Source organism: Pirellulales bacterium, from assembly GCA_019694455.1.
Lineage (GTDB): Bacteria > Planctomycetota > Planctomycetia > Pirellulales > JAEUIK01 > JAIBBY01.
Window position 1 is genome coordinate 18,870 of the sequence record JAIBBY010000029.1, and the last position, 21,716, is coordinate 40,585.

At 60.0% G+C, this 21,716-nt stretch carries 27 protein-coding genes, 1 tRNA gene and 1 pseudogene; 20 read left to right on the top strand and 9 right to left on the bottom strand.

The features are described 5' to 3' along the window. Window positions 1–126 precede the first annotated feature (126 nt). From K1X71_12960 to K1X71_12980, 5 genes are read left to right on the top strand one after another with little or no spacing between them, the layout of a single operon-like run. Window positions 127–390 carry an AbrB/MazE/SpoVT family DNA-binding domain-containing protein gene (locus K1X71_12960; protein ID MBX7074049.1) on the top strand — a complete coding sequence of 88 codons (264 nt, stop codon included), beginning with the start codon at window positions 127–129 and terminating at the stop codon, window positions 388–390. Then, window positions 383–775, top strand: coding sequence for a type II toxin-antitoxin system VapC family toxin (locus K1X71_12965; protein MBX7074050.1), 393 nt, complete (start codon window positions 383–385; stop codon window positions 773–775). Before K1X71_12960 ends, K1X71_12965 begins: the two co-directional genes overlap by 8 nt. After that, a complete protein-coding gene (locus tag K1X71_12970; protein ID MBX7074051.1) occupies window positions 776–1,015 on the top strand; it encodes a hypothetical protein in 240 nt (79 codons plus the stop codon). It begins immediately after the preceding gene. Window positions 1,016–1,023: 8 nt separating this feature from the next. Next, the gene (locus tag K1X71_12975) at window positions 1,024–2,004 is read left to right on the top strand and encodes a site-specific integrase (protein ID MBX7074052.1); all 981 of its coding nucleotides are present in this window, start codon (window positions 1,024–1,026) and stop codon (window positions 2,002–2,004) included. A 19-nt stretch (window positions 2,005–2,023) separates the two neighbouring features. Further along, window positions 2,024–3,001 carry a restriction endonuclease gene (locus K1X71_12980; GenBank protein ID MBX7074053.1) on the top strand — a complete coding sequence of 326 codons (978 nt, stop codon included), beginning with the start codon at window positions 2,024–2,026 and terminating at the stop codon, window positions 2,999–3,001. Window positions 3,002–3,003: 2 nt separating this feature from the next. On the opposite strand, the gene K1X71_12985 is transcribed toward K1X71_12980, so the two are convergent. Beyond that, window positions 3,004–4,215 (bottom strand): hypothetical protein, encoded by a 1,212-nt coding sequence (locus tag K1X71_12985; protein ID MBX7074054.1) that lies wholly within the window; start codon window positions 4,213–4,215, stop codon window positions 3,004–3,006. Window positions 4,216–4,230: 15 nt separating this feature from the next. Between K1X71_12985 and K1X71_12990 the strand changes: the two genes are divergently transcribed. From K1X71_12990 to K1X71_13045, 12 genes and pseudogenes are all read left to right on the top strand, one after another. Then, on the top strand, window positions 4,231–4,398 hold the full coding sequence (locus tag K1X71_12990) for a hypothetical protein (protein MBX7074055.1): 168 nt from the start codon (window positions 4,231–4,233) through the stop codon (window positions 4,396–4,398). A 346-nt stretch (window positions 4,399–4,744) separates the two neighbouring features. Beyond that, the gene (locus tag K1X71_12995) at window positions 4,745–5,470 is read left to right on the top strand and encodes a SprT-like domain-containing protein (GenBank protein MBX7074056.1); all 726 of its coding nucleotides are present in this window, start codon (window positions 4,745–4,747) and stop codon (window positions 5,468–5,470) included. 872 nt (window positions 5,471–6,342) lie between these two features. Beyond that, entirely contained in the window at window positions 6,343–6,972 is a 630-nt protein-coding gene (locus tag K1X71_13000; GenBank protein ID MBX7074057.1) for a sigma-70 family RNA polymerase sigma factor, read from the top strand. Between the two features lie 80 nt (window positions 6,973–7,052). Beyond that, window positions 7,053–7,598 carry a DUF1232 domain-containing protein gene (locus K1X71_13005; protein MBX7074058.1) on the top strand — a complete coding sequence of 182 codons (546 nt, stop codon included), beginning with the start codon at window positions 7,053–7,055 and terminating at the stop codon, window positions 7,596–7,598. After that, on the top strand, window positions 7,595–8,404 hold the full coding sequence (locus tag K1X71_13010; GenBank protein MBX7074059.1) for a ParB/RepB/Spo0J family partition protein: 810 nt from the start codon (window positions 7,595–7,597) through the stop codon (window positions 8,402–8,404). The genes K1X71_13005 and K1X71_13010 overlap by 4 nt, the downstream gene beginning before the upstream one ends. 12 nt (window positions 8,405–8,416) lie before the next feature. Continuing rightward, window positions 8,417–10,015: a TraM recognition domain-containing protein gene (locus K1X71_13015; GenBank protein ID MBX7074060.1), complete on the top strand. Its 1,599-nt coding sequence runs from the start codon at window positions 8,417–8,419 to the stop codon at window positions 10,013–10,015. Window positions 10,016–10,100: 85 nt separating this feature from the next. Continuing rightward, the gene (locus K1X71_13020) at window positions 10,101–10,694 is read left to right on the top strand and encodes a hypothetical protein (protein MBX7074061.1); all 594 of its coding nucleotides are present in this window, start codon (window positions 10,101–10,103) and stop codon (window positions 10,692–10,694) included. 37 nt (window positions 10,695–10,731) lie between these two features. After that, a complete protein-coding gene (locus tag K1X71_13025; protein ID MBX7074062.1) occupies window positions 10,732–11,016 on the top strand; it encodes a hypothetical protein in 285 nt (94 codons plus the stop codon). 258 nt (window positions 11,017–11,274) lie between these two features. Then, window positions 11,275–11,514 (top strand): hypothetical protein, encoded by a 240-nt coding sequence (locus K1X71_13030; protein MBX7074063.1) that lies wholly within the window; start codon window positions 11,275–11,277, stop codon window positions 11,512–11,514. A gap of 2 nt (window positions 11,515–11,516) precedes the next feature. After that, a complete protein-coding gene (locus K1X71_13035; protein ID MBX7074064.1) occupies window positions 11,517–11,657 on the top strand; it encodes a hypothetical protein in 141 nt (46 codons plus the stop codon). Between the two features lie 10 nt (window positions 11,658–11,667). Beyond that, on the top strand, window positions 11,668–11,901 hold the full coding sequence (locus K1X71_13040) for a helix-turn-helix domain-containing protein (protein ID MBX7074065.1): 234 nt from the start codon (window positions 11,668–11,670) through the stop codon (window positions 11,899–11,901). Window positions 11,902–11,928: 27 nt separating this feature from the next. Beyond that, window positions 11,929–12,981, top strand: a pseudogene (locus tag K1X71_13045) (tyrosine-type recombinase/integrase). 229 nt (window positions 12,982–13,210) lie between these two features. Here the strand turns inward: K1X71_13045 and K1X71_13050 are convergent. The 5 genes from K1X71_13050 to K1X71_13070 all read right to left on the bottom strand — a co-directional run bounded on the left by K1X71_13050 (window position 13,211) and on the right by K1X71_13070 (window position 15,907). Beyond that, a tRNA-His gene (locus tag K1X71_13050) sits at window positions 13,211–13,279 on the bottom strand. 135 nt (window positions 13,280–13,414) lie between these two features. Beyond that, window positions 13,415–13,903 (bottom strand): hypothetical protein, encoded by a 489-nt coding sequence (locus tag K1X71_13055; GenBank protein ID MBX7074066.1) that lies wholly within the window; start codon window positions 13,901–13,903, stop codon window positions 13,415–13,417. A gap of 21 nt (window positions 13,904–13,924) precedes the next feature. Then, window positions 13,925–14,500, bottom strand: a complete 576-nt coding sequence (locus tag K1X71_13060; GenBank protein MBX7074067.1) for a DUF1801 domain-containing protein — start codon at window positions 14,498–14,500, stop codon at window positions 13,925–13,927. Window positions 14,501–14,561: 61 nt separating this feature from the next. Further along, window positions 14,562–14,918, bottom strand: a complete 357-nt coding sequence (locus tag K1X71_13065) for a YciI family protein (GenBank protein MBX7074068.1) — start codon at window positions 14,916–14,918, stop codon at window positions 14,562–14,564. 59 nt (window positions 14,919–14,977) lie between these two features. Continuing rightward, window positions 14,978–15,907 carry a lipase family protein gene (locus K1X71_13070; GenBank protein ID MBX7074069.1) on the bottom strand — a complete coding sequence of 310 codons (930 nt, stop codon included), beginning with the start codon at window positions 15,905–15,907 and terminating at the stop codon, window positions 14,978–14,980. A gap of 216 nt (window positions 15,908–16,123) precedes the next feature. Between K1X71_13070 and K1X71_13075 the strand changes: the two genes are divergently transcribed. Both K1X71_13075 and K1X71_13080 read left to right on the top strand, forming a co-directional pair. Next, complete coding sequence (locus tag K1X71_13075) at window positions 16,124–16,489, top strand: hypothetical protein (protein MBX7074070.1); 366 nt, start codon at window positions 16,124–16,126, stop codon at window positions 16,487–16,489. A gap of 112 nt (window positions 16,490–16,601) precedes the next feature. Then, the gene (locus K1X71_13080) at window positions 16,602–17,351 is read left to right on the top strand and encodes a class I SAM-dependent methyltransferase (protein ID MBX7074071.1); all 750 of its coding nucleotides are present in this window, start codon (window positions 16,602–16,604) and stop codon (window positions 17,349–17,351) included. A gap of 10 nt (window positions 17,352–17,361) precedes the next feature. Here K1X71_13080 and K1X71_13085 read toward each other — a convergent pair whose 3' ends face one another. From K1X71_13085 to K1X71_13095, 3 genes are read right to left on the bottom strand one after another with little or no spacing between them, the layout of a single operon-like run. Next, complete coding sequence (locus tag K1X71_13085) at window positions 17,362–17,907, bottom strand: GrpB family protein (protein ID MBX7074072.1); 546 nt, start codon at window positions 17,905–17,907, stop codon at window positions 17,362–17,364. Window positions 17,908–17,934: 27 nt separating this feature from the next. After that, complete coding sequence (locus K1X71_13090) at window positions 17,935–18,822, bottom strand: carbon-nitrogen hydrolase family protein (protein MBX7074073.1); 888 nt, start codon at window positions 18,820–18,822, stop codon at window positions 17,935–17,937. Between the two features lie 37 nt (window positions 18,823–18,859). Beyond that, window positions 18,860–19,633: an ankyrin repeat domain-containing protein gene (locus K1X71_13095; protein ID MBX7074074.1), complete on the bottom strand. Its 774-nt coding sequence runs from the start codon at window positions 19,631–19,633 to the stop codon at window positions 18,860–18,862. 543 nt (window positions 19,634–20,176) lie between these two features. Between K1X71_13095 and ffh the strand changes: the two genes are divergently transcribed. After that, the gene (ffh, locus tag K1X71_13100; protein MBX7074075.1) at window positions 20,177–21,658 is read left to right on the top strand and encodes a signal recognition particle protein; all 1,482 of its coding nucleotides are present in this window, start codon (window positions 20,177–20,179) and stop codon (window positions 21,656–21,658) included. Window positions 21,659–21,716 lie beyond the last annotated feature (58 nt).

A 21,716-nucleotide genomic window follows, 5' to 3' on the forward strand; every position in this document is an offset into this window, starting at 1 on the left:
GCTGCAAAGGTGCCAGGAGGGCACGTGGCACTCAACGCGCCGAATCTGAAAGTCCTTGCCGTCCCCTTGAAAGTGTGGCAGTGTCGGGAATGAAGGCGGATCGCTTCAGAAACGGCAAGGAGGCCTATGCAACGGCAGGAACAATGGATTTACCACGCGAAGATTGATGCGTCGGGACGGCTGGTGATCCCGGCCGAGGCCCGCGAGCGGCATCACATCAACGAAGGGGATACGGTCGTCGTCGTTGACGACGAGCGAGGTCTCCACCTCAAGAGTCTCGATCAGGCACTCGCGGAAGCGCAGGACTACTTCGCGACGCTGGCTCCACCGGAACGCATTCTTTCTGACGAGATAAACGCTGACCGCCGTACCGAGGCGGAGCGTGATTAGCGCGGTTCTCGACGCGTCAGCCTTGATTGCACTGCTCAGACGCGAGCGTGGAATGGAGGTCGTGCATGGGCACATTGCCGATGCGGCGATCTCAGCGGTGAATTATTCGGAGGTGATCAAAAAGACGATTGAGTACGGCGGCGCAGCCGAGCCAGTCAACGCCTACGCGCGCAACGTCTCGCTCAATATCGTTCCGTTCGATACCGAGCAAGCGATTTCTTCGGGCAAGCTGTATCCGGCGACGAAGCCCTATGGGCTGTCGTTTGCAGACCGTGCCTGCCTGAATCTGGGAGCACGTTATGGCGTGCCCGTGCTGACGACGGAAAAGCGCATGGCAGATACGCCAGTCGGCGTCAAAGTGCAATTGATTCGCGGGGAACACTGAATGGCCGATACCCCTGAATTCGTGGAATTTGACGTTGAGCTCAATAAGGCCGATGTTGAGTGGCTCGATCAAGAGGCAGCGCGTGTTGGCTGCACGCGCAATGACTTGATTTGCCAGGCTGTGGACCGCTACCTCGATCGCATTGGCGAGCTGTTCAAGGAAAGAGAGAAGAAGCGGCAAGAAAAGGAAAACGCTTCCCGAACAGGTCACGGGGCAACAGAATCGCCCACGCCGGATTGAAGCCGTCTATGCAGGAAGCTTTGGAGAAATCACTCGTAATTATTCAAGGAAAGGAAATCGCGTCGGCCGACGTGCCGAGGTTGATCGCTGACACAGGGGCGGCGGCAAGCTTTGCCTGGGATGAATTCTTCATGGGAACGATCAGGAACGGCTATACGCGGCGGGCGTATCTCTTTGCGGTGCGTTCGTTTCTGAAATGGATTGAGGAACGGCACGTCGATCTCGTGCGGATCACGCCTGGCCTAGTCGGGCAATATTTCGACGAGCTTCCGGGAAGCACCCCGACCAAGAAGGTTTATCTCTCGGGCATCCGGTCGTTCTTCGATGTGCTCGTGCAGCGACACGTCATCGTGCTCAACCCCGCATTGTCGGTGCGGACTGAACGTTATTCCGCGGTCGAGGGCCGCACGCCAGAGATTACGGTTGAACAGGCAAAGCGGTTGCTGGCATCGATCAAGCTCGAAACGGTGCTGGACTTTCGCGACCGAGCCGTGATCGGGACGTTGATCTACACGGCGGCGCGTGCCGGAGCGGCGGGCAAACTGCGGCTCAAGGATTTTGCCCATGACGGCTCGCAATACGTGCTGCGATTTGCCGAGAAAGGCGGGAAGGCGAGGTCGATCCCCGTGCGGGCAGATTTGCAGCAGTTCATTGTCGAGTACCTGTTTGCCGCGGCAATTGAGGACAATCCGAAGGATGCTCCCTTGTTCCGTACGGTCGGGGGTCGCAAGGCCAGGCTAACGGATCAGGCGATGGACAACGTCGATATCTGCCGCATGGTCAAGCGGCGGCTGAAGGCGGCAGGGTTGCCGATGCTGATTTCGCCACACTCCTTTCGCTCGTGTGCGGCGACCGACCTGCTCCTGCAAGGAGTGGCCCTCGAAGATGTACAATACCTGCTCGGTCATTCCGACAGCCGGGTGACGAAGCTCTACGACCGGCGGCAAAAGCTGGTCACGCGGAACATCGTGGAGCGGATTTCGGTCTAAAACTTTCGCGGGGTAAGTGATGGCTCAACGCGTGTGGGGAATCAAGCTCGGATCGGGCGGCGTCTGCGTCGAATTCTGTGAGCAGCGCAGTATTGTTGGCATCGGCTGGCAGGATGTCGATCCGGCAATTCTGACGACCGCGACAAGAGACGATTTATGGTCGCACGTAAAAAGTGCGTGCACCTTCTACACGCAGGATCGCGAAGTGGGCGCGGCTACGGGCCAATTGTACCGGTTTGGCCGCGAGTGCACGCCAGGCGATTACGTCCTTTACTACAACCCGCTACGAAAATGCGTGCGCGTCTGCCGCGTGGTTTCCGAGTCGTTGTATCGGGATTTCGATTTAGAGGACGAGACGGATATCTGGCACTACCGCCGCGTCGAATACCCGTCGCCAGAGATCCCAATCCTTGACTTCTACGGGAGCTTGAAGGGTAGCTTGCTCGGCCCGCGGATGTCGTTTTGGGATATGGGTGAAGTCTACGACAAGGTTGACCTACTTGCGCACGGCCAATCTCCGAATTTGGTTTCGGTGCCCGATAAAGAAATGCAAGAGGCGTATCATCGGTTGAAGGCACTTGTAATCGGCCGTTCGGAGGCACTCACGGATAAGGATTGGGAGTGGCTCGTCGTAGACTACTTGAAGGCTCAAGGTGCGGTCGTTGACGAGCGCCGCGTCGGCAAGAATCAGCCGATCATTGATGTCGAGGCTCGATTCGACCATGGGGAATTGGACGACGAGGTATGGCGAGTGCAGGTAAAGCGATACCAGGATCGTCCCGTCGATTGGCCTGAAATCGAATACGACTTCCAAAGGGTAGGAAGCGGCCGTTTCTGTTTTGTATCGGTGTTCGGCTTTACCGATGAGGCGCGGCAGAAGTCGCTCGATGCTGGAATTCGGCTGCTGGAGGCGGGGGATTTCGTCCGGTTCCTAATGGGAGGGAAAGTTCGCCCGGAGCTTCAGGAAAAACTTCGCCTGCCGACTTTTGGAGCGTAGGTCTACCTTTCTTTCAAATAGCCCTCGTGCTTTAGCGCGTTGAGGAGAAGGCGGCGGGCGTGAGAAACTTTTTCGGACGTGCCATCGCCGTGCCGCAGAGCGTGGCGAATTATGTCCTCGACGTACTCTCGTGTTTTGAACATGGGAGCCGTTGGATCGTCACCAAGATGGGCGGCGATCTCGCGAAGGTGCAAATTGTTCCCGGCAAGGGAAATGAGCACCGGATGTTTGACGATGAATTCCATCAGAGCATTTTTGCCAGGTGGAATTGGAAGCAGCTTCTTTTCGTGCATCGCGGCCAGGATGTTGATGTGGTCGATCAGCGTTTGTGGTTTTTGATAAAAGAGCGATGGTTGCTTGACGGCGGCGCGAAGATATTCTCGTGCGGTCAGGCCGTCACGAGCGAAGTGCTGGACGACAGCCTCGATGTTAGAGGCGAGCGTCTCGGGTTTCTGTATGAACAGTGTCGGCTGCTTCAGGGCAGAGTCCAGGCAGTCGTGAAGCGTGAGGCCGTCCGACTCAAAATGACGCGCGAGGCCCTCGATGTTGGTGATGATCGTCTGAGGGTCCTGTGTGAACATGCCTGGTTGCCGGAATGCCGCGCGGAGATAGGTTTGTGTTGTCAAACCGTCTTTGGCAAAGCGCTGGACGACGCCCGAAACATTGCCGATCACCGTCTCGGGTTTTAGGTGTAGCAGCGCGGGCCGTTTTAGGGCGACTTGTAAATACTGTCGCTTGGTAAGGCCGTCTGATGCAAAGTGCTCGGCGATGCCGTCGACATGAGCGACGGCAACCTCGGGTTTCAGCCGGAGAAACCTATCCCTAGACGTTGATGCTACGGCTTTGGCGGCCACACGCCGCCAGTCGGCGATACTGACGCCATCGTTGGAGAAATGTTCTGCGAGGGCAGAAACTAGCCGTTCGGCACGTGGCTCAAGTTCGGGCTCCTGAGTGGCTGCCCTTCCATTTTCACCTGATGGTGATTCTCTATCCCGTTCCTCCGCCACAAATCCCGCGAATGCCGTTCGATGGCCAAGTGTAGCGCGGATTGCGGCTTCGCGCAACGATTTTGAGCGGGAGGCGGCTGGACGGGCGGCAAACCGCGTTGAGGGGATATGGGATCGAGAGGGTTGTGCTTCAACTGCACGGGATTCAACTTCGACGGCGAAACCAACCTGCAGTGCGCGGCAACGTCGAAAGTGCCGGGGCAGCAAGGTAGGTTACCCAGTTTGCCAGCTTGGCTTGCCGCCGACATGAATGTGCCCAAGGCGAGCGGAATCTCGGTACTGAACGGACGGAGGAGTGGCCTTGAGCATGACTCGGGAATCATCTTTATCACGGCCAGCGAGGGAAAACGGCACACGAGCGACGCCGAGGTGCTCCGGTTCGGCGACTAAATTCGCAAGCCGTTCGTCATGGACCGGATGATGGAAGGGGTGCCCCATACACGAGGAAACGCTGCACCTCACTCCCTAGCCTTTCCTAGCCGATTGCGAGATCAAGCATTGGGCACGTGCCGCGCCTTGATCCGTGGCCGGAACTTGACAACCGTTCGGAAATCATTGCTGCACCTGGGCTTATGGCGATCACATTGGCTGCGGCGAATTTTGGCGTGCGGCGAAAGTCAACATTGCCGCGAGGCGAGCCTCAAGCAATACCAAAGTGGCATAGTCAACAGCGGTTTGACCTAGAAGCGACGGAGCCTATGCCATGAATTCGGAACTAGCCTTAAACTGCCTGCCGTTGCCTAAGCCGACGCAAGAGGCATGCCGCGCTGAGGAGCAGGTGGACTATGGGCGTGAGCCCCTCTCGGTCTACCACGTGCTCGCACAACACCAGCGGGAAGAGAGTTGGGGTAAGCGCGAGGTGGTGTCGTTCCTGCAGGCGGCCGCGGAGGAGATGAATCGCGAGTTTAAACTCAACATCCCGAAGTTGGCTCTCTGCGTCGACCGCCTGCCAGCGAACGTATTCGGTCACTTTCGCTACGGGCACAATGGGTTTGGTCTGGAGGGCGAAATTGCGATCAATTCCCGGTATCTGCCTCCTGATCGTCCGCTGTGGCAAGTGCTCGGAACGCTCCTCCACGAAATGGTTCATGCCTGGCAAGCGGTGCATGGTCGGCCGGGCAATCGGTGGCACCACAACGCAGAGTTTCGCGCGAAGGGCCGCCAGCTTGGCTTGAACATTGATGCCAAAGGCGCTACCGGCTACTCGGCCGACAGCCGATTCAAGGACCTTGTTCGCCGCATGGGAATTGAAGTGCCAGATGGCGAATTCGCCCCAGCGAAGGAAAAACCGCGCGGCGAATCGAAGTTGAAGAAGTGGCGATGCTCGTGCGGGACGGTCGCCCGTGTCGCGATCGAAGATTTCCGCGCGAAGTGCCTCAAGTGCGATTCTGAGTTCGTGCGCGATAACGTGCGCGGCGACAAGGCCGCAACTACGACCGCGTACGCGATCACACCTGACTAACCGGGGCGGCGACTCCGCCGCCCCTTTTTCCACAAGTCGATTGAGCGAGTCCGGAATGAGACCGGGGAGCTCGCCGCGGAGAATCCGCGCGCCCAATTGAGGAGGGTTTGAGATGTCCACGAACCAGAACGGCAAGCGGCTGCTGATCGCACTGGCTATGGAGGCCGGCAAAGGGCCGGGTACGAAAACATCGTCGCTGACGAAGTTCGTGTGTGGCTGCACGAGCATCTATACGGAGCGATCGGACTTTCGGGCGCGATGCCTCACGTGCGGGCAACATTTCGTGCTTGACAATGGGCCGGAACCTGGAGCGTGTGGCGCCGTTGTGCCGCCAACACTTCCTGTGCTCCCGGCTCGCTGCGAAGCGGTTGCTGAGGCGGCGTAGTGCTAGCGAATTCGTTTGCCACTTAGAAAACGAGGAGATAGGTCGTGGATAAGAAAGGACAAGAGCTGTGGCTCAAGCTGCATTTCGAAAACGTGTTAACGGGCCTGGACCTAGACCGCAACGCTGAGTTTCTCGCACATATGCAAGGCCATTTGGCGGGCTCGTTTGAAGGGCATCTTCAACTGTTCAAGGACCCTCGCGAGGCTGCGGAGCGCATTGCGCGATGGGTGTTGGAGGTAGTGATGGAACGGCCCGAGTGCTTGAACTGGGACGGGTCGATTCTGGAGCAACTGATCGAAATGGGCCGGCGCTTTTGCGCCGTGGTAACGCGAGACGCGAGGAAGCGGCAAGCGCCGCGAGATTTGGCGAATCGGTCGGGCGAGCCCCCGAGAAAGGTGCGGCCGGACCGCCGAATTCGAGACCGCGATTTGCGTCGGTGGCGATTCAGCGCTTGAGTCGGTCTCAAACAGCGGGGAGGTAATCAGCGATGTTTGTGCGAAATGAAGAACTCGAAATGTGCCTCGGCGTCCTATTCGTCCGCGCGACGAAATACGACGACACGGCGGCGATGGAGGCTGTCATGGACTACTGCCTGCCGGCCCTGACTGAGTGCGTTTCGCGCTGGTGCGACAAAAAGGGCCGCTCCCGCGGCTTCGCCGAAATCGTTGCGAGCGTGACCCTGATGAAAGCACTTGCGAAGGCGGACAGTTTCGATTCTGAGAAGCCGCTCATGCCGTGGCTGAAGATGATCGCTCGTCGCGAATTGATCGACCTTCATCGGGTTGAAGAGCGGCTCGACCGGCGCTTTAACAGCCTGGATCGGATGACGCAACTCCCGTCTCACGACGAGAACGAACTCACCAAGCTTCACGGTCGCGAAATCGCGGAGGCGGGCGATGAGTTGGTGCGGCGCGAGGATGAGGCAGAGCGTGAGCGGACGAAGCAGGTGTTGCGGAATGCGATTCTCAGCCTGCCCGCGCTGAAATGTAAACTGATCGAGGCGTACTGCGCGGAGAAGTCGATCGGTGCCATTGCCGTCGAATTCAAGCTCACGCGCAGCCAGGTGCACAAGATACTGTTCGACGCGAAAGCTCAGCTTCGCCGTCGAATCGCCTAGAGGATTGGAAGAAAACGCGCTGGCGCTCGTAAGTATTGCGGGATGTGAAAACCAATAGCTCCGATGTGAGGGCGATCGCCATGGAACGGATTGGAAATAACCTGCCGATCACGATCGGCGGACAAAACGGCGAAGGGCAAAACGTGCGAACCGAAGCAAATGAATACGCACTGCAGAATTATCAGCCGCCGGCCGCAAACCGTAAGTCGAACGCGATCGCTTCCCGAAAGCGCAAGCGGAAACATTCGTGGCGGCACGATCCCGTGCCGCAGCCGCCGAAAGCGATGTGGCCGGCGTACCTCATGTTCGCGGGGGCAGTGCTGTACTTTTTTATGCCGTTGGATGCATTTCCAGAGCTCCTGTTCGGACCCGCTGGGTACCTCGACGACATCGCGCTCGTTTATGGGGCATACAGGCAGTGGAAATTGCGAAAGCCGGACAACAATCTGCCGCCGGAATTTCCCCGGTCGATGCGGGAGCCGCAGGGGTCACAGCGGTACGAAAGTGCGGAACGCATGCCGCCTCTGCGCCCGTACGAACCGTCGATGCGAGAAGTTGAAGAGCCTGGATTTCTTAGCCGGCTGTGGAAGGCCTTCATGTACATCATCGGAGGAGGTGCACTGTGACACGATCGGTGCAAAGAATCCCGCTCGACAAGATTGCCTGGCCGGATCAAGTGCGCGATGGCCATGAAGACGAGGACGTGGCGTCGCTCGCTGCGAGCTTGGAGTCGCTCGGCAATCTGTACCCGGTGCTCGTGCGCCCGAGCGGGGAGGCGTTTGTCGGAATCGACGGCGAAACCCGCTGCCTGGCCGCGGCACGGCTTGGCTGGAGAAACATTCTGGCCATCGTCGACACGGAATTGGGTGAAGACGATGCGCTCGAACGGGCATTGATTGCCAACTGCATGCGCACCGATTTGAAACCGCTCGAAAGGGCTCGCGGTGTCAAGCGGTTGATGGACAGTAAAGGCTGGTCCTTAGCGGATGCCGCACGCCGGCTGTCGATAAGTGTTGGGACGCTGAGCAAATGGCTGAGCGTCGCGACTCTGCCCGACGCGATCGCAGACCAAGTGAATGCCGGAGTCATCGGCGTCACCGCGGGCTACGAGTTGTCCAAGGTGGCAGATCCGGACAAGCAAGCCGAGCTGGCGGCTGCGGCGGCGAGTGGTGAGGCAACGCGGGATGCTGTGGCGGCCGAAGTTGCAAGCCAGAAGAAGGGTCGCAAGAAGTCTAAACGCAAGACCGCAGAGACGGCGGTTATTGCATTGCCAGACGGCCGAAAAGTCACGTTGACCGCTCGTGAGTTGTCGGTCGATTCCGTCGTCCAGTCACTCGAAGAAGCGCTCGATAGGGTGCGCGCGCTTAAGGCCAGCGGTGGCGATCTCAATCAACTAAAGCGGCTCAGCCGTGAGACGAGCCAGGCCGCCTAGGAGTCTCACACGATGTTCGATGTTGATGTCGAACAGCTCGTGCAGAATGCGGACCAAGAAACGCTGATCGGTGCGCTGTCGGTGCTCGGTCTCATTCTTGTTTTCGCACAGCTTTCTTGGCGGAGGCTGAGGCGAGGCCGCGGCGGCAGGAGCGTCGACGCGGGCGGTTGGAGCATGAGCCGGCCGATTCTGTGGTGGTCGGAAACCGAGGCGCTCACCCTCGGGGAAACGTATGAGGGCATATTCATCTGCGGGGCTACGGGCAGTGGCAAAACGAGCGGAAGCGCCCGTGGGATCGCAGATGGTTTCCTCCGTGCAAAAGCACGTGGGCGGGGTGGTCCTGGCGTCATTTTTTTCACAGTAAAACCCGGGGATCGCGACTTCTTCATGGAGTTAGCACGCAATGCCGGGCGGTCAGCGGACGTGGTAATTCTGGGCCAAGGACAAGGATTCAACTTCTTGCAGTATGAGTCCGAGCGGGGCGGCACCGATTTGGTTGAGAACGCAGCCGACCTTCTAGCAATCGGTTGCGAAATTGCTCAGCGCGGGGGGACACAAGGCGGCGGGCAGGAGGATGCAAACTTTTGGAAGAACGCCCGTCAGCAACTCGTGCGCAATGCCATTGTTGCACTCAACATTGCGTATGGCCACGCTGGCGTAGTTGAATTGTTCGCGTTCGTTTCGTCGATTCCGACGACGACGAAACAGGCGGAATCAAAACGCTTTCAGAAAAGTTCGTTCTGTTTCAAGGTGTATGCCGACGCGTTGGAGAAATGTCAACCCGAGCAGGAGACGGAGTTGGCGTTAAGCGCCCGCTACTGCACGAGTCAACTGCCGGCGGCCGGCGAAAGAACTCAGGGAAACGTGCTGCTGACTCTGACTTCGATGGCGGACATTCTAGTCCGTGGCCTTGCGAAGCAAATGCTCTGTTCTGAGACAACGGTGACTCCCAAGGATTTGGAGCGAGGCAAGATCATCATAGTTGACGTGCCGATCGCAAAGTACGGTCTTACCGGGCGATTGATCCAGGGCATCATCCGCTACTGCTTCCAACAAGCGATGCTGAAACGCGACGTTCGGCAAGATCTCCGGCCGGTGCTGTTCTTCCAAGACGAATGCCAAGCCGTAACGTCGTCGCATGACGCGAAGTTTCTGTCGTTGTGCAGAGCATTCAATGTTGCCAACATTTTCGCGACGCAAAATCTCGGGAACATGGAGGCCGCATGCGGCGGTGTCAATGGCAAGGCCGAAACCAGTTCAATTCTCGGAAACTTGAACTTGAAGATCATGCATGCCAATGGCTGCCCAAACACGAACAAATGGGTATCGGAATGCATCGGGATGTCGAGGCAATATAAATTCAGCGCGAACAACAGCTATCAGCCGGCGGATGTGCTCAGCGACGTTTTCGGTTTTGGTCCTGGACCGAGTACAAACGCTGGATTTAGCGAAGAGTGGCAGTACGAGGTTCAACCCGCCGAGTTCACTCGGCTGCGGACAGGTGGAGTCCGTCACAACTACCTGATTGACGCGATTGCATTTCAAGCGGGTCGCGTGTTTTTGGATACGGGCCGTACCTGGCGACGCGTCACATTTCGCCAGAAGGTTTAGGCGCGGACGCCGTATAGAACAGTGTGGCAACTCGATCTTTGTTCGCGTGCTCTTCACGCGAGGTCAAGCACTAGGAGTTGTGATCATGGCAGACATGCTGCAACCGCGATCGCCGCAACAGGACTTCCGGAACACCGCCAATGTCGCGGTGGGGCTCGCCGGCGTGTTTGCGGTGACGAGCGAGGTCTTCCTGCATCGGTGCTTCGGCCACAGGTACTTAGGCGGCAAGGCCGGGACGGCACTGATCGTCATTCCGGTGTTCGGTGCGCTGTGCTTTCCTCACCACAGTCAGGTTGGACTGACGGTCTTCTGGTGCCTGTATCTGCTCGCCTTGCTAAAGGCGCAAGGCGAAGCCAAGCAGTTGCGCGCGAAGGGCGTCGATATCCACTCGCGGTACAACGGATGGCCTAAGAAGCTGAAACTTGGCGCAAGCGAGCAGCGGGAGCGGCGGGTCAAGACGTGTGAAGAGCCAATGGTGGTCGCCATCATGGGCGCGCTGGTGTATCTCGGCTTCGATCAGCCACTTGGTGGCTATCTCATGGTGTCCGGTTGCTCGCTGGCGTTCACCAACAGCCTCTACCGCATCAAGGCCGAGCGTCAGGACGATGACATGCGCGATGCGATGATCGAACAGCAAATGATGGCCGACCGGATGGACCAGTTCCGGCGGGCCGGTTAGCTGGTCCGCTTTGTGTTTGCCAAAGGGAGGATGAGCCATGAGTGACGGCGACGAGACTCGGAAAATCGGAGACGGCCATGCCGAGGCGTGGCTGCGGCAGGGATTGCGTGAGCTACGGGCCGCCCTCTACCCGGACTCGAACGTGGCCCAGCAGCCCGAATACGGGCTCTATGGTACGCGTACGCCCGGCGAAATCGCCGATGATCGTCGCATCATCGATCGTGACTTCGACGAAGAGCCGAGCCGCGACGAGTTGATACACGGACACGAGCAGGATATTGACGATGGACGTGACGATCGGCAGCGAGGGATGGAGCGCTGAGCGATGTTTATCCAATTACTGATGAAGCGTATTCAGCGGGGGCGTGAGCGCAAGCAGCCACTTGGATACTGGGGCGCACTGTGGTTACTCATCGTATTGCGGCTTGCCCTTGTCGAGTTTGGCATCCTCTGGTTTTGGGCGCCGCTGTTCATCGCGAGATATGAGCAAGCGGACCATATCCGAAAGCGGCGGAGGCTGCGGCGGGGCAAATCTGGGCAAGAGCGAAACGACCGGGAAGTCGATTCAAAGGGCTAAATCATGTTCACAATGGTGCATTCCATCTTGATCGTCGGTTTGATGCAGTGGCTCTTCACACAGGAATGGGCGGGGCCGCTGATCTATTGGCTTCTGGGATACTTCACGGCCTCGGCGTTGGCCACCGGGCTCGCCTTGGTGGTCGTTTGGCTGTCACGGCGCAAGCCGCGTGACGCGAAGCGGTTGCACGCCGGCAGTGTCACGAAGGAAACGCGCGGAATCAACGCGTCGATCGGAGGTTAACGATGTCGCTCGCGACGCTTTTTTACCTGATGTGCATCGTCGCGGCGTACCGGTTCGGTGCCTTCAATACGCGTCGGCCGGGTGTCGCCTGGTCCTGGTGCCGCGATACGAGCAAGTGGCTGTGGAAATGGCTTCAGTCGTAGGAGCGCTGAAATGTCCGTCATTATAGAAGCCACAAGCGAACCGCTCCTCGTCACTTCTGCCGAGGTCGCGCACCTATTGAACGTCAGCACTCGCACGCTGTGGCGGCAATTGAGCGCCGGTCAGGTGCCGCAGCCCGTGCGTTTTGGCGGAACGGTGCGCTGGCGCATCGACGAACTGCGAAAATGGATCGCCGAGGGTTGCCCGCCGCCACGAGCGCGCGAAAATGAAAGGCGACGGAAATGATCCTGTCTCGGACCGGAGAAGCGACTCATGGCGTCGATCTATAAGAGGTCGAAGAAGAAGGGTGAGCGATACACCATCCAATATTTTGACCATCGCGGGAAACGCCGGACAAAGCTCGGCTTTACGGACAAGGGCTTGACCGAGGAACTCGCCGGCAAGCTCGAACTCGAAGCACGGATGCGAACCACGGGCCTCATTGACCCGTTGCTCGATCGCTTTGCCGAGCAAAAGCGCCTTCCCATCGACGAGCACCTTGATGCTTTCAAGGAAAGCATGGCCGACAACACCGGCAAGCACGTCAAGCTGACGATGACGCGCGTGCGGCGGATCGTCACCGGTGCGGCATTCGAGAAACTCTCGGACATCGAAGGCGAGGCCGTCCAAACGTACTTGCGGAAGCTCCGCAAGGAAGAGGACCTTGGGCACCGGACCTACAATCACTATTTGCAGGCGATGGATGGCTTCTGCAATTGGTGCGTGGTCAGCAAGCGCTTGATCGCAAACCCGATTTTGGGCCTTGAGCGGCTCAATACGGCTGTCGATGTCCGGCACGCGCGCCGGGCGCTGTCAGGCGATGAAGTGGCCCAATTGGTGGAATCGGCACGCAAGAGCGGCGTGGTGATCCAGCGGTATAACGGCGAACAGCGGTCACGAATCTACCTGCTTTCGTACATGACCGGCCTTCGCAAGAAGGAGCTGGCTAGCCTGACGCCGCGGAGTTTTGATTTGGATGCTGCGACGCCGACCGTCACGGTCGAGGCGGCCTGCTCCAAGCATCGCCGCAAGGATGTGCTTCCCCTGCATCCCGATCTCATCGCCAGGCTTCGCCTGTGGCTCAAGGGCCTAAAGCCGACCGACAAACTGTTTCCCAAGCTTGAGCGACGAAAGACCTGGCTCATGGTCAAGAAGGACCTGGAGCGGGTTGGTATCCCGTATGAGAACGACGACGGGATCGCGGACTTCCACGCCTCCGGGCGGCACACCTACATCACTCAATTGCTTCGCAACGGAGCGACGCTGCCGGAGGCCAAGGAGCTCGCCCGGCACAGCGATGTCAACATGACGATGAAGTACACGCACATTGGCCTTCACGATCAGGCCAAGGCGGTCGCGAATCTGCCTGCGCCGAAGCGGGAAGCGGTCGAACCCGCGTCCCGATCTGCGCTGCACTGGCGCTGCAATTTTGGCGGCGCTGCACGGCTTTCGCTGTCTTTGGATGGCAATGGCGCTGCCAAAGAAAAACGCCAAAGCCCCTGTTGCGACAAGGACTTTGGCGTTCGTCGTCGTTCGATGTCATCGAACGGCAAAGTGGAGGCGGCGGGAATCGAACCCGCGACAGCCAGATTCACGGTCTGGTGCTCTACCATCTGAGCTAACCTTTGGCGGCGGACGCAGCCTTCTTCAGAACCCATACACGGAACACGCCGCGCCAACCACGCTTTGAATAGCGCGGGCGAAGCGCGCCGCTGGAACCGGCTGAATCAACCTTGCTTGAATATCGTTGGCCATCTTTCTAGTTCAACGGATCGGAAACGCCGGATTGAATTGTTGCCACTCGTTGCCAAACGTCGTCGCTCATCAGGTGGCGCCAAACGCCAGTCATGGCACGGGCAAATTTCGAGTCGAGCCGTGCCCTTTCCTCGAATCGATCAATTACGTCGGCGCCATATCGACTGAGCAGACACTCCATTGGCCCGGCGGCAATATGCCCAAGCTCCTCGTCTGTGCTGGCGAATCGAACTGCCGCCATGATGAAATTCCACTGCAGTTCGGGTGGCGCAGTGAAACCCATCCATGTGACGCTCGAACTGACTACTTTCTCGTTGGTTACCTCACCTCGCAATTCGTCCAACCAGTCCAGCGCAAGTAACTCTAAATCGGCAGTGCTGAACTTGAGCCAACGGTCGTCGATAGGGAATGCGCACCTCGATTTCTTGATTCTAGTTGGCAAACATCGCGGCCACGTCGCCGCCAAGCCCATTAGACACCAATCGGGCGCCATCGGTTCACGAGAAATGGCGGCTTAGTCCTTCGCCATCGCCTTGGCCGGCTTCGACCGCGAGCGGTTATAGCTCACGGCGGCCTTGACGAGCGCCGCCAGCGCGACGGCGTTGAGCTTCTCTCCTTCGCGAATATCGATCGCGCGGCGCGTGCCGCCCTCCAGGCTCGCATTAAACAGCCCCGTCGGATCGGCGAGCTTGGCCCCTTGCGCGAATGTGAGCTTGACGACTGCTTTGTAAGTCTCGCCGGTGCACACAATCCCCTCTTGCGACCAGACGGGCACACCGCTCGGGTTAGTCGGCTTGACCCACTTGATCTCCTCGACGATGCCGGGCGCCGCCTTGAGGATGATGCGGCGCGCCTCGGCCAAGGTCTCGCCGCGCCAGTCCGCTAACTTGCGAACTCGCTCGTCGACGCGGCGCGTGGCCGCCGGCTCGGACTGGCGAGTTTTCGCGGCGGCGGCGCGGAACTTCGTCGCGGCGCCCGCTGCTCGCTTGCTGGCGGTGGCTGGCGCCTTCGCCTTCTTGGTAGCGGGCCGCTTCGCCTGCCTGGCCGGCGCGGCGCGTTTGGCCTTCGGTTGGGAGCGGTCTGGCGTCATGTTGCTTTTCGTTTCGGATGGTACGGCGAGTGTCAGATTGTCAGCATATTCTGGCTGGCCACTAAAGCTGCGGCAAACCTTCGACTTCCATAATCGGCCTGATCTCGGCGGTCCCCCGCCGCGTGCCAGGAATCTTGGTGGCAATGGCGATCGCTTCCTCCAGACTGCCGACGTCGATCAGAAAATAGCCGCCGAGTTGCTCCTTGGTCTCGGCGTATGGCCCGTCGAAGACCAGCGGTTTGCCGTCGCGCAGCCGCACGCAGGTGGCCGTGGCGGGGGGCTGCAACGGCGACGCCCCCCGATATTGCCCTGCGGCATGAAGCTGATGGCAGACGTCGATCGATTCCGCCAGCGCGACCTTGTGGTCTTCCGGGGGCCATGCCCCTTCCTCGGCGTACATGAGCAGGATGTATTTCATCGTGGCTCCCAGTGGTCTTTTACCACAAATCAATCCAACCACCCCGGATCGCGCGTCGATCAGACTCTACTACCCAACAACTTGGCCTCCTCTTTCCGAACGGCCGTAGCGATATGCTTGGCGTATTGTCCAATGCTGTGGTCGGCCAATAGATCGATCTGCCACTTGAGCAGGCCGCCAATCAGCCCACGCCAGCGATCGCGGCTGCGCAGCACCCCTTTGAGCGGGCGAATCCGTCCATAGCGATCGAGATATTTCTCTTTGCCGCTATGCCGGTAACCCATCCAGATCGGCGGCACGCGCGTGACGACATCGTTGTTGTGGACCCAGCGGAAATGCGTTAGCTCAGCATGCCGCACGTAGCGCCGGCAGCCGACGCGCGGCGAGCCAAAGGTGTGCAACTCTTGCGGATCGCTCGCGATCGACGACGCCTTGCAGCGGTAGGCGCAGATGGTGGCCATGGCTGCGCCGAGCGAATGGCCGCAAAACCAGACCGGTTGCCGCTGACCGCGAATCCAATCTTCCAGCGTGGGCCACAGGTCGTCGACTTCGCGATTGAATCCGCTGTGGACATTGCCAAATGCGCCAACCACCGACATCACCGCATTGGCGTCGGCCTGCAAGTCGTTCCACTCGGTCGGCTCGGTGCCGCGGCAGGCCAGCACCACATCGTGTTCGTTGGAGAACTGATACGCCTGCGAGCCATCGCGATCGAGCAATCGCGCCACCGGAAAACCGATCGCGGCGGCCGCTCGTTGCGCCTCGGCCTCGTCGTTGTAGGCGATCATCGCCAACTCGGCCATCGCCAGCGCGCGGCGCAAAAAGCTCAGACTGCCCAGCGGCCCGCGCACGTCGGAATGCAAGACCAGCGGCGCCTCGCCCGCGTCTTGGATGATCTTGGGCGCTACGGCGACTTCGCTTTTGTTCGACATGGGCAATGAGCTTCCGTCTGGCCCGGTGGAGGAGACATTCTTATCGATTGTGAACAACTCAAATCTTCGCGATAAACCGTTCGCCACCAATTTTTTCACCCCGATGGTCGCTGGCCGGTATTCTACAGTTCGCAAGTCCGAATGCCATTCGCAGATGACTCAGGGCGCTATGCGACCACGCGAATGAATTTGGGTGCTGACGGCATAGCACATTTGGTTTGTGATCGTGGCGATTTCTTTGAAATCATTGCGCCCAATCATTTGATATTTGCCATGAACATCGCTGTTCTGAAAAACTGGCCCCTCGCGCGATGGCTCGATTGGGCGGGCAGGATCGCGGCGCTCGTTCTGCTGATTTTCTGGGGTCAATTCTTTGTCGCCCATCTCAGTTGGTTCGCCGATCTCGGCAACTTGCCGCCGCCACGCGTTTTTGCGTTGCAACTGCTCCATCTGGCGTTTCTGGTCGGACTGATGCTCGGTTGGCGCTGGCCGCTGGTGGGCGCCGCTGTTTTGCTGCTCGCGGCGGTTCCGTTCTTTTGGTTCGCGGCGGGTTCAAATTTTCTGCCGTTCGCCGCCGTCACCAGCGTGCCCGCCGCGCTTTGGATTTCGGCCCGGCTGGCCGCGGCGCGTGCTCGCTAACGGCATGCTTGCTATCGCACATCGTGCATTGCTTGACTCGAATCTGTCGGCCGCAGTATCGTCGCGGATTCACTCCGTCGTACAAATCAACTGGCGCTGAGCGCATCGGGCCATGCCTGACAACGACACGCCAAAGCTATACGCCGAACTGGCCACTTGGTGGCCGCTGCTGTCATCGCCAGACGACTACGCCGAAGAGGCTGAGACTTATCGGCAGTTGCTGGTCGAAGCCTGCGCGCGGCCGCCGCGCACGCTGCTGGAGATCGGTTCGGGCGGAGGCAACAACGCCTCGCACCTCAAGCGGTATTTTCGAATGACGCTGGTCGATCGCTCGCCCGACATGCTCGCGATGAGTCGTCAGTTGAATCCGGAATGCAAGCACATCGTCGGCGACATGCGCGATGTGCGGCTTGGTCGCCAATTCGACGCCGTGTTCATCCACGACGCTATTTGCTACATGACCAGCGAGGAGGATTTGCGCCGCGCAATCGAAACGGCATTTGTCCATTGCGCGCCGGGGGGCGCCGCGCTGCTTGCGCCAGACCATGTCCGCGAGAACTTTCGCGAATCGACCGACCACGGCGGCAGCGACTGCGGCGCCCGCGGCCTGCGCTATTTGGAATGGACCTGGGATCCCGATCCTGGCGACACCACCTACCAGGTCGATTACGCCTATCTGCTTCGCGAGGTGGATGGCTCGGTCCACGTCGAGCACGATCGCCACATAGAAGGACTCTTTGCCCGCGCCGATTGGCTGCGACTATTGACCGCAGCCGGCTTTGAGCCGCGCGTCGCGCCGGTCACGCACTCTCAACTTGCACCCGGCGAGTACGAACTGTTCGTCGCCCGCCGGCCCGTTTGACGGCGCCAGCTCAGCTTGCGAAGTCGCTACGCAAGCGCCAAGCGCGAGCGCGGTCGTCGCACGCGCGAATCCAAGGCGACTTGGCCTCGGCATACTCCCCCCAGTCCTCGGAATGTAGCGCCGCCACGCGACGCTTCTCCGCTTCGTAATCGCTCGCCTCGCGCGGATGGGCGCGGAGATAGTCGCGAAACGCGAGATGCCGCTCAATTTGCGCGTCGCCGCGCGCAAAGGCGTGTACCTGAAACCGCCGCGCGCCGGTGACCAAGTCGTCGTCCGTGCAATAACGCCGGCCGGCGATGCCGAACTCGCCTCGCCACTGATAACCTAGCGCGACGACTTGCGGCGCGCAGGCATCGAACGCGTCCAAGCTGGCGACCGTCGCCAGCAGATCGATGATCGGTTTGGCAGCGATGCCGCCAATCGCCGTTGAACCAATGTGATCGATGGTCACCAGCGCATCGCCAATCGCCGCGCGCCACCTGGTGCGCTCTGCCGCGGCGATGTTTGCCCAACCGGGGTCGTGAGGACAAAGCACCACTCGCCTGTTTTCAGGCATGGCCATTTTACTCTTGGTTCATTTCGTTCACTCACCGTGCCGCGTCAGCGGACCGTACAACTCGGGCCGGCGGAAGCGATACAGATACTCTGGCTCCGCGCGGGCAGACGCCAGCGCCGCGGCCTCCAGATCGGCCACGATCAGGCCGCACTCGCCAGTCGCGGCGGTCCACTCGGCCAGCGTCTCGCCACGCGGTGAGACGATCATGCCGCCACCAGGAAACTGCTGACGCGCGCCGGCGCATTCCACGCTTCCCACGTAGTTACTGGCCACGACGAAGACGCCGTTCTCCACCGCGCGGGCGCGAATCGCGGCGCCGGCCCAGGATGCCCAACCTGCTGGCGTCGCTGGCGGCGGATCGGCGGCGAATGGCATCAGCACCAACTCCACATTTTGCACGGCTAACAAGCGCGTCGACTCGGGGATCAAGGCGTCAAAGCAGATGTTCACGCCGATGCGCGCTAGTGGCGTTTCGACCACCGGCGCCGATTGACCGCCGTTGTAAAACGGCGTCTCGAACATCGGCACATGCAGTTTGCGCCAGTGGCCAATCAATCCTTGCGGGCCGATCAGCACATGCGCGTTGTGGAGCAAGTTGCCGGCGTCTTCCAACAGACCGGCGCAGATCAATATATTGTGCCGCTTGGCCGACTCGGCCAGCGCCGTCAGCGGCCGGCAGTCGAGCGGCAGCGCCAACTGGCGAGCCTCGGCCAATGCCCGCCGCAACCAAGACTCGTGCTCGCCGGTGGGATGATTGGGAATGAAGCCGGTCAGCGACAACTCGGGGAACAGCACCAGCCGCGCCCCCTCGCTCGCGGCGCGGCCGCTCCAATGGATCAACTTTTCGAGATTTTCCGCCAGTTGCCCTGGCTTGGTGTCGACGGCTGCCGCCGCCACGCGCACTCGATCAAGCATGAGCGGCTACTCGCATTGGTTAGTTTTGATTGAGTTGTCACTCGCCGCTACTGCCGCACAGTTCGTCGGACGATCGCGCCCCCTGCTGATGCAGCCAGCCAACCAACGCATTGGCGCCGCTGCGCCGCGCCGCGTCTAGTGGCGTCAACTGGTCATAACCAACCCAGTTGCGGTCGGCGCCGCTGGCCAACATCCGCTCGGCCGTGGCTCGCTGTCCGCCATGGCACGCGCCCCAAAACGCGTGGGTAATGTCGTCAACCGTTGGCGCTGGCTTGCCAGTCAGATGTTGTTCGACGCGATCCAATAGCCCCAGAGCCGCCGACTCCCACAACGTCGATTTGGCGCCTCGTTCAATCAGTCGCCGCGCCGCGTTCCATTGGCCAAACGCCGTGGCGTCGGCCAAAGGCGTGCCACCGCCAATCACTGCGCCGTGCGCCTCGATATCGGCGCCAGCGTCGAGTAGCGCGTCGAGCACTGCCACATCGTCGCTACTGGCCGCCCAGTGCAGCGGCGTCTCGGTGTGCGGTCCGGTGAAGCGCGCGTTCACGTCGGCGCCTGCCGCCACCAGCGCCGCCACCGTTTCGGCGCCGCGCGGAAAATGTCCTGGCCAGTCGGTGGCCACGTGCAGCAGCGTGCGCGTCATGCCTTGCCCGCACTTGCCAAGTGCGTCGCCAAGCTGGACGGTCGCCAGGCCGGGGTGCTCGGCCAGCAGGCGAGTCAACGCTTCCACGTCGCCTTGATGGATCGCCGCCACGGCGGCGACCGCCAATGGATCGTCGGTCGAGATGCGCGGTTCCATCAGATTGCTCACGGAGGAAGTGATCCGATTAGCAGCGTGGGACTCGATTCGGCAATCATACCAACGGCCAATGCCCGCCTAAGTTGAACAGTCAAACGAGCCGCTGTCGCATTCCAACTCGAAAGTTGCTCAGTTGCCACGAGTTTTAGACATTGATTCCAGGCCTCCGCATGAGCCCGCACGTCACTGATTCGCGGATTCCGAAAACTCCGAAAACCCCTTACCTGCCCACATAGCGATCTTTTTACGCAAGGTGCTTTATGCAAACAACTTACACAGCAAACAACTCTCGATTCCTGGCGGTTTTGAATGGGGGAATTCGGAGTGTTGGTTGAGTTTTCGGCCTTTCTGAAAACGTGGCGATTCGGCCGCTTGCCGGTCAAAACCTTGCGGCGACCGAGTATTGGCCGTTGGACGCTCGCCTTTCTTCCTAACTCGGTACAAATCCGAGCATTGCGTCCGCTGGCACTCGTCCGCTAAAATCCCTGGTTCGCTATCGCACGGCGGGCGTACTCCTTGCGCCCGTATTGTTTACGTAAGTCGCGCTGACGCATCATGTTCGAGTCGCTACAAGAAAATCTCGGATCGGCCCTGCGGAGCCTCACTGGCCGCGGCAAGCTGAGCGAATCGAACATGCGCGAAGGGCTGGCCCTGGTCGAGCAGGCCCTGCTCGAAGCCGACGTCAGCTATTCCGTCGCCAAGGAGTTCATCAACCGGGTCAGCCAGGAGGCGGTGGGCGAGGCGGTTCTCAAATCGCTCAATCCCAGTCAGCAGGTGGTGTCGATTGTCCACCGCGAGCTCGTCAATTTGATGGGCCCGGTCGACCACTCCCTCCACCTCAAGCCCGACCTGACGATTTTGATGCTCTGCGGCCTGCAAGGCTCGGGCAAGACGACCACCTGCGGCAAGCTGGCGCGGATGCTCAAAGAACGCGGCCGCGAGCCGTTTTTGGTGGCGGCCGACTTGCAGCGCCCCGCGGCCATTCATCAGTTGCACGTGCTCGGCGAGCAACTCGGCGTGCAGGTGTATAGCGAAGAAGGCTCGGTCGACGCCGTGGCCGTGTGCCAAAACGGCGTCAAGCAGGCCAAGAGCGCCGGCGCCAAGGTGGTGATCCTCGACACTGCCGGCCGCTTGCACGTCGATCAGGAACTGATGGAGGAGCTGAAGCGGATCGACCGCCGCGTGACTCCCGATCAGGTCTATCTGGTCGTCGACGCCATGACGGGCCAAGACGCGGTGAACAGCGCCAAGGCCTTCAACGAGGCGCTGGAGCTCGACGGCGTCGTCATGACCAAGCTCGATGGCGACGCCCGCGGCGGCGCCGCGCTGTCGGTCAAGCAGGTCACCGGCGTGCCGATCAAGTACATGGGCGTGGGCGAGCATCTCGACGCGCTGGAAGAGTTTCATCCCGACCGCATGGCCGGGCGCATCCTCGGCATGGGCGACGTGCTCACGCTGGTCGAGCAAGCGCAACAAAAGCTCGACCAGGACGAGATGGCCAAGGCCGAAGAGCAGATGCGCAAGGGGGAATTCACCCTCGAAACCTTCCGCAGCACGCTCCAGCAGATGAAGCGGCTGGGCCCGCTCAACAAGCTGATGGGGCTGATCCCCGGCATGAACTCGATGAACAAGCTGCTCGACCAGTTCGACGCCGACGACGAGCAGCAGCGCATCTTCGCCATCATCGACTCAATGACTCCCGGCGAACGCCGCGCGCCCAAAACCATCGATCAGAGCCGCCGGCGCCGCATCGCGGCGGGCGCCGGGGTCGAGCCGCATGAGGTGAACGAACTGGTCAAACAGTTCGACTTCATGAGCGGTATGATGAAGGAGATGGCCGGACTCGGCATGCGCGACCGCATGCGGCGCGTCAACGAATTGCAATCGGGGGGCTTCCTCGATCCGGGCGCCAAATTCGGCAAGCAGAAGGTCGGCACCGGCAAGCGGCTCACAACGGCCGAAAAGAAAAACAACAAAAAGTCGCGCGAGAAAGAGATTCGCAAACTACGCCGCGAAGCGCGCGACAAAGGCAAATAAGCTCGCGGCGCGTGTGCCCGCCGGCTGACAGCAATTCACCAAAAACCATCGCCATTCA